The sequence below is a fragment of the Desulfocicer niacini genome (assembly GCF_054657595.1).
Genome location: NZ_BAAHYK010000098.1, coordinates 1 through 6,265, shown reverse-complemented (window position 1 = coordinate 6,265; position 6,265 = coordinate 1). Strand labels below are relative to the sequence as shown.

The following is a 6,265-nucleotide window of genomic DNA, read 5'->3' as shown; positions in this document are numbered from 1 at the left end:
GCACCTGTTCCTTGCCTCGATAATAGTTATCTATAGCTGGCATCATAAACTCCTGAACTTCTTTTGGAGCATTTGCCCAATAACGCTCAGGTTCCTTTTCCCAAGCCTTGAGATCTGCGCAAAGAATTATAAACAAAGATGTATCGGTAACTTGTGACTGATCCCAGGCCACCTCTCTGATCTTTTTCCTCAAGTCAGCATCATCCACGACAACAAAACGCCAGTTCTGGATATTAAAGGCTGTTGGTGAAAGAACCGCTAACGATAAAATCTCGTTTGCTTCTTCAGCGGTCATAACGTGGTCAGCATCAAAATGTTTGACAGCTCGACGTGCACGTATGGCTTCTATCGTTTTCATAATCTCTCCTTTTATTGCCTATTGAATAAGGGACGGGTTATAGAAGTTAGGTAATAATTTAACTACATAGCTCCGTTCATCATATCTTCAAACATATTAAATATTTCCATTTGTTCGGGTGTTAGATATTTTTGAAGCATTGCTTTTAATTCTTCTGGATTATTAATTATTTGATAAGCCTGATATCCTGAATAAGTGAAATACACCGTAACGATACTTCTAACATTATTAATACCCATACCACATCCATCTCAAGGGATGCAAATGGGCATCATTCTTAAAATCAAGCTCAAGCCCAGTTCCGGAATCGGTGAGGCGTACCTTGTAATCTGACGCAATGCCAGCTCTTCACACCAAAGTGTTTAAAGATTCATTTTTAGGTTCATAATATTGATTTTGATGACCCTTTAGTTTCCCAACGGCCACTTTTTTTTGACCCCACACGCTCTAAAACTCCCAGGTCTTTCAATGCTTGTATCTGTCTCATAATTGTTGATCGCCCCTTATTCAGCGCATCTGAAAGCTGTTGGATTATAGCATCAAAAAAACTTCAATTCACGCATGCTTACCGAAAGCACACGATAATACGCCACCTCCCCGTTCCTGGTTCAGAGCACGGGCCAGGCGTGGCAGTGATTCCACCGAGATTCGTTCAAACTCCCGGGATTGTAAATAGGTCTCAAAGGTGGCATTTATTTTTTTCCAGAGGTGCTCTGAACCCTGCTGGCAAAGCTTCACATTCCACTCCAGCCCATCGGTTAAGGCAGGATTCGAAATGTTGGTGGATATTAGCCTTCCCCAGGCATCAGGTGCAGCATCCCTGATACAACCAGGCATGGTCAAACCCTCGAGCAAAGGCAGCAAACCGGTTCTTAGCGGCAATTCAGGTTCGTAAATTGAAATTGCAGGCTTGCCGGCATTGACACGTTCCAGGTAGCTTTTGCCATAGTTAAACATGAGATAGCCGTTATCAGCCTCAAGACGACCGGCCACAACAGGTTCGGTTTCACCGGGGAGCCATATCCAGACAAAGGCTTCTTTTCCTGTCCTAAAAGTCATCCTTCACTCTTTTGTACTTTTTTCGAATTTAGTTGATATTTATCATCATTATGGTTTCGCCATGGTCCAATCAGCAAATTATAATCTTGATGTTTACCAGCCACGCAATCTTAACCTGGACAAGCCAGAACCAAAAAGGTTTTGTAATTCTCTTGCCAGAATAACACGAAAATCAGAGATAAGAATCTAAGGCAATCGCATATTTAAAATTTGCTATCCACTATGGGTCTGGGATCGGTTAATGGCTGTGGTGTGTCATGGACTATGGTCTCTCCAGGGTGTTTTCAGGGTGTCCTGATTCTGGTTTAAAAAAAATGCCTATTTCAATGTCTGAGGCTATTTCAATGTATCTTTCCCAAATAACGCTTCATAATGGGATCCTTTTTGAATTAAAAATCCTTAACGATATTACGGCAAAAACCCATATGGATGCTGACACTGGCAAAGGACTTCATACTGTTAACTCTGTTGATGATCTTTTTCAGGAACTTGATAAGTGAGGGGGTGGCATATCCGGGAGTGGTCAAGGGAATCTTTTCATCATTAAACTTCAGGTTTCAGTCTATTAGCTCAATATCCAACCCTTCTAATAAGCGTATGGCTTCAAAACGGCTAAATTTTGCATTTTTAACTTTATTGTTCATAATATTGATGTTGTAATTGAACGCTTCTGTAAAATCTGCTCCTGTCAAATCTGTTCCGTTGAACAGGCTATTGGCAAAATCCGTATGTGTAAAATCTGCATCAGAGAATATACCGTCTCTAAAATCCACATCATGGGCATCACAATTCTTAATAACAATTCGGCTTAAATTCAGACCTAAGAATGTATTATCATTCAACGTACAATTTTCAAATTGTAACGGAGAATCAAGGGCAATCGTGGGCCAGTCAACGGTTGTCCAGTTTATCCCGATAACTTTACAGTCTTGAAAAACGACATCCATAAATCTACTGAAGTCAAATTTTGCCACACTAAGATTGCAATTTTCAAACCGGCAGTCAATAAACCAACACCTTTTAAAGCAGACGGCACTTAAATTACAATCATTGAAGCTGCATTCTTCGAAGGTCGTTGCGTTTATTACATGATCGGAAAGCTTTAGCTGAGAAAAATCTTGGGAAAAATAATCTTTCTTTTTTAAATTATAATGGGTCATTATGTTCCATGGATTCTATATATTTTCTTGTCGGCCCATGTTCTGTTCCAGGCTCTTAATTACCATATTTCACGATAATATCTCAATTTTCGGGGAAGCATTAGAATCTGCAATTTTGACTTAACAGACTGAACTTATATAATAAAATATTGAGAATCACAATCGTTTGATGTACAGTGAATTAGCTAAAAACACAATAATATCAAACAGAAAGGACTCAAATGGTTAATATCAACAATAGCTCCCAAAAGCAACCCGACATTTGCTTTGTTGGAAAATATGGTTCATGGTCTGACCAGATTTTATCCATCGCATGAAAGGGGGAGTGATGTTTCGGTTTTTGTGTAAACTTTTGATATTTTGTACCATAATCACCTTACCGGGGTGCTGTGAACTCCGTTTGTTAAGGGTTAATGCTGGGGGTGAGGGGTGCTTGTAGCGCAGCGGAAAGCGTCACCGGCAACCGGCTTGTTAACATTGATTTTGCATCATATCTTCAATTTTACCTACAGCTTCATTAATATCCATATCATATAATTCCAGACAATCGTCTTCGCTAATTGATATATTAAAAGCCTTTTCAATGTCATGAAATGGAGGTGTGTCTTCTATTATATCCGGCGGACTGTTTATTGACCACATACACGCCAATTGTTCTGATTTGGCTGGATTTTTATATCGCTTTTTGTATTTCATGAATATCTGAAATAGTTTTTCATAGATTTTTTCTTTTGAATAGTTCATTACTTATTCCACTTTTTCATTAAGATGCTAACGTTTTAATAACCGGTCGCAAGACTCACTTACTTACTCAACTGCTGTTCAGGCTGAGCGATGAGTTAATGCGATCCGAGTTCATTTTCCTGTTATGTTTTTAAGTGTTTTCTTATGTACTCAGTATTTATTTTTTTCCATAACTTTAGGAGACTATCATAATCTAGATCATTTCTATTTAACTTGCTATTTGATTTCCCTGAAAGTTGATCTGTAATACTAAGTGAATTGACAAAAGGTTTCCGCTGTTCTTTAATTTTTAAGAAACCAGTATTTTCATTAGTAGCATTATTTATCTTATCTTTTGGGGCTGGGTATCGTCCTTCCCAAATAATATAACCACTTAGGATTTTTAAAATGCTATTATCTTTTCTGGTTAATGTGGTAGAACATTCATTAGTTAAATTGTCAAAATGATGATGTGTAGGTGGGGTTTTTCCATTAGCTATGTAAAATGCCTTAAATAACAACTCAAATGATAAACCCATTAGCATTAGATACGTATCACCGCTATCTATAAGATCTCCATTCTTCCAAGCATTCCATAAGATTTCTGATGATGTATTTAAATCGCACGATTTATTGTGCCAATAATTTGCACATTCATACACAGTATCAAATTGTTTTTTATACATCCAATCCATATTATTAGCCTCTCACATGAAACTGACAATATACCAATTGCTAAATTTTAAAGAATCATAACGGGAAGTTCACCGACGAGTGTAACGAGTCCGGTGAAACGCCTCGTTATACCTTTATGATATTTTTCTCTTTTTGTAAATAAAATGGTAATATTTTCAGTAGTTAGTATTTGAAATACACTCGAGCCTCTTTTTGCCACTTTGGCAAATTAGTTGACTTCGCAACTTGATGGCGCTATATTGTTGCTAAGTCAACTAATATAGAAGGGAAAAAACATGCAACTACAAGGCAGAAAAACCCCAGCCCGTTTTATCACGCTACTTTTCAGGATGTTTACAGTCTATCTGAACAGAGAGATGCCTAAGTTAAAAATTGGTATTGGACAGTACATTTTTTTAGCAGAGCTTTTTGATGCGGATGGCAAAAGTCAGGAAGACTTAACCCGATCAACATTTTTAAACAAGGCCAACACTGCCAGAGCGTTGAAAAAATTAGAAGATCTCGGGTATATCCGGCGGGTTTCCGATAGTAACGATCAACGTGTTAAACATGCATATCTGGAACCAGCCGCAAGAGAGATCGAAGACGAATTTTGGAATATTATCCTGAAATGGAGTGAAATTCTTAGTCGAGATTTATCTAAAAAACGGAAGGAGCAGTTGTTAACCGATCTCGAAAAGATGGCGGACAATGCCTTTACCTATTTGGAAAGATACTAAAATAATGGAGGAGACCGATGCAATCAAACAATACACAGAAATTAAAGACTTCGACCTTATGGGCAATATCTCTTTCTGTTTTTATGTTCCCTTTTATGATTTCTGCGGTCAATATTGCCCTGCCAGCGATTCAGGCCGATTTTTCAGTTGACGCTGTCTTATTAAGTTGGACTGCTACGGCTTATCTATTAGCCTCAGGGGTGGTCTTGGTGCCTGCCGGAAAACTGGGAGATATTTATGGACGAAAAAGGATTTTTACCATAGGTATTGCCATATTTACCGTTTTTACAGTGGGTACTGCCTTTGTACCGTCTATTTACTGGATTATTGTTTTTCGCATATTACAGGGTGTGGGAGCAGCGATGTCAATGGCGACAAGCATGGCCATTATCTCTGATGTTTTTCCGGTAAAGGAAAGAGGAAAAGCAATGGGTGTTGTTGTGGCATGTGTTTATATCGGATATTCGTTTGGTCCTTTTGCCGGAGGATGGTTGACAAGTTTTCTGGGATGGAGAGGTGTATTTCTCGTCAATGCGCCTTTCGGAATGTTAGCACTATATCTTTCCGTTGTAAAAATCAAAAAAGAATGGGCAAGTGCTGAAAATGAACGTTTTGATATTATTGGAAGTGTGCTGTATGGGGTTTCACTCGTCTGTCTTATGTTTGGTTTTACTTCCTTGCCTGCCGCATCAGGCATATGGCTGTTATGTCTTGGAATAGCAGGAGGGGCTACATTTGTTTACTACGTAAGAAAAACTAGGTTTCCCGTTATTGATACTTCCCTTTTTTGCAGCAACCGCACGTTTACTTTCTCAAGTATTGCCGCTCTCATCAATTATTCTGCAACCTATGCTGTAGCGTTTCTTTTAAGTTTGTATTTGCAATATATAAAGGGGATGACACCGCAAGTGGCTGGGATTGTGCTTGTTTCACAACCATTAGTACAAGCCGTTTTTTCGCCTTTTGCAGGAAAATTATCCGATAAGACAAATCCTGCAATAATTGCTTCATCAGGAATGGGGCTTACAGCATTGGGACTTTTGTTGCTGATCTTTCTAAATGGCGAGACATCTTTACTTTACATAATTGTCAGTCTATTAGTTCTTGGTCTGGGATTTGCTTTGTTTTCATCTCCAAATATGAATGCCATTATGAGCAGTGTTGAAAAGAAGTTGTATGGCGTTGCTTCGGGAACTGTTGCTACAATGAGGCTTCTTGGACAGGTGATCAGTATGGCAATCGTAACATTTTTATTCTCGCTTATCATCGGAAATAAAGAGATAGCTCTTGAAAACTATGATGCGTTTCTTCGTTCGATAAATATTCTTTTTATTATTTTTACAGTCAGTTGTTTGGTTGGTATCTATTTTTCGCTTACCAGAGGTACAATGAAAAGGGTATAACGCCCCGCTTCACCTGACGGCGGTGGGAACCCAACAAATTCAAAAAGACATGAAATTACAAGCAGCTACCCATTTGATTTAAGCCGCATGATATAGCCGGTCAGCGTGCAAGCGGTTGGTTGGGTGCCAACAATTCTATTCTGGGTT

9 protein-coding genes are annotated in these 6,265 nt (G+C 38.7%); 3 read left to right on the top strand and 6 right to left on the bottom strand.

Annotation, left to right across the window (positions count from 1 at the left end):
* From ACYQ2M_RS24435 to ACYQ2M_RS24425, 3 genes are all read right to left on the bottom strand, one after another.
* Nucleotides 1–358, bottom strand: a 358-nt coding sequence (locus tag ACYQ2M_RS24435; RefSeq protein ID WP_459919014.1) for a nitroreductase family protein, incomplete at its 3' end; no start/stop codon positions are given.
* Between the two features lie 62 nt (nt 359–420).
* Nucleotides 421–597: a hypothetical protein gene (locus ACYQ2M_RS24430; protein WP_459919013.1), complete on the bottom strand. Its 177-nt coding sequence runs from the start codon at nt 595–597 to the stop codon at nt 421–423.
* Nucleotides 598–913: 316 nt separating this feature from the next.
* Complete coding sequence (locus ACYQ2M_RS24425; RefSeq protein ID WP_459919012.1) at nt 914–1,417, bottom strand: phospholipase D-like domain-containing protein; 504 nt, start codon at nt 1,415–1,417, stop codon at nt 914–916.
* Between the two features lie 257 nt (nt 1,418–1,674).
* On the opposite strand from ACYQ2M_RS24425, the gene ACYQ2M_RS24420 reads away from it, so the two are divergent.
* On the top strand, nt 1,675–1,917 hold the full coding sequence (locus tag ACYQ2M_RS24420) for a type II toxin-antitoxin system RelB/DinJ family antitoxin (RefSeq protein WP_459919011.1): 243 nt from the start codon (nt 1,675–1,677) through the stop codon (nt 1,915–1,917).
* A gap of 57 nt (nt 1,918–1,974) precedes the next feature.
* Here ACYQ2M_RS24420 and ACYQ2M_RS24415 read toward each other — a convergent pair whose 3' ends face one another.
* The 3 genes from ACYQ2M_RS24415 to ACYQ2M_RS24405 form a co-directional block, all read right to left on the bottom strand.
* On the bottom strand, nt 1,975–2,577 hold the full coding sequence (locus tag ACYQ2M_RS24415; RefSeq protein ID WP_459919010.1) for a pentapeptide repeat-containing protein: 603 nt from the start codon (nt 2,575–2,577) through the stop codon (nt 1,975–1,977).
* Nucleotides 2,578–3,048: 471 nt separating this feature from the next.
* On the bottom strand, nt 3,049–3,321 hold the full coding sequence (locus tag ACYQ2M_RS24410; protein WP_459919009.1) for a hypothetical protein: 273 nt from the start codon (nt 3,319–3,321) through the stop codon (nt 3,049–3,051).
* A gap of 122 nt (nt 3,322–3,443) precedes the next feature.
* Nucleotides 3,444–3,995: a HEPN domain-containing protein gene (locus ACYQ2M_RS24405; RefSeq protein ID WP_459919008.1), complete on the bottom strand. Its 552-nt coding sequence runs from the start codon at nt 3,993–3,995 to the stop codon at nt 3,444–3,446.
* A gap of 276 nt (nt 3,996–4,271) precedes the next feature.
* Between ACYQ2M_RS24405 and ACYQ2M_RS24400 the strand changes: the two genes are divergently transcribed.
* Nucleotides 4,272–4,715, top strand: coding sequence for a MarR family winged helix-turn-helix transcriptional regulator (locus ACYQ2M_RS24400; protein ID WP_459919007.1), 444 nt, complete (start codon nt 4,272–4,274; stop codon nt 4,713–4,715).
* A 17-nt stretch (nt 4,716–4,732) separates the two neighbouring features.
* Nucleotides 4,733–6,118 (top strand): MFS transporter, encoded by a 1,386-nt coding sequence (locus ACYQ2M_RS24395; RefSeq protein WP_459919006.1) that lies wholly within the window; start codon nt 4,733–4,735, stop codon nt 6,116–6,118.
* The last annotated feature ends 147 nt before the right edge of the window (nt 6,119–6,265 follow it).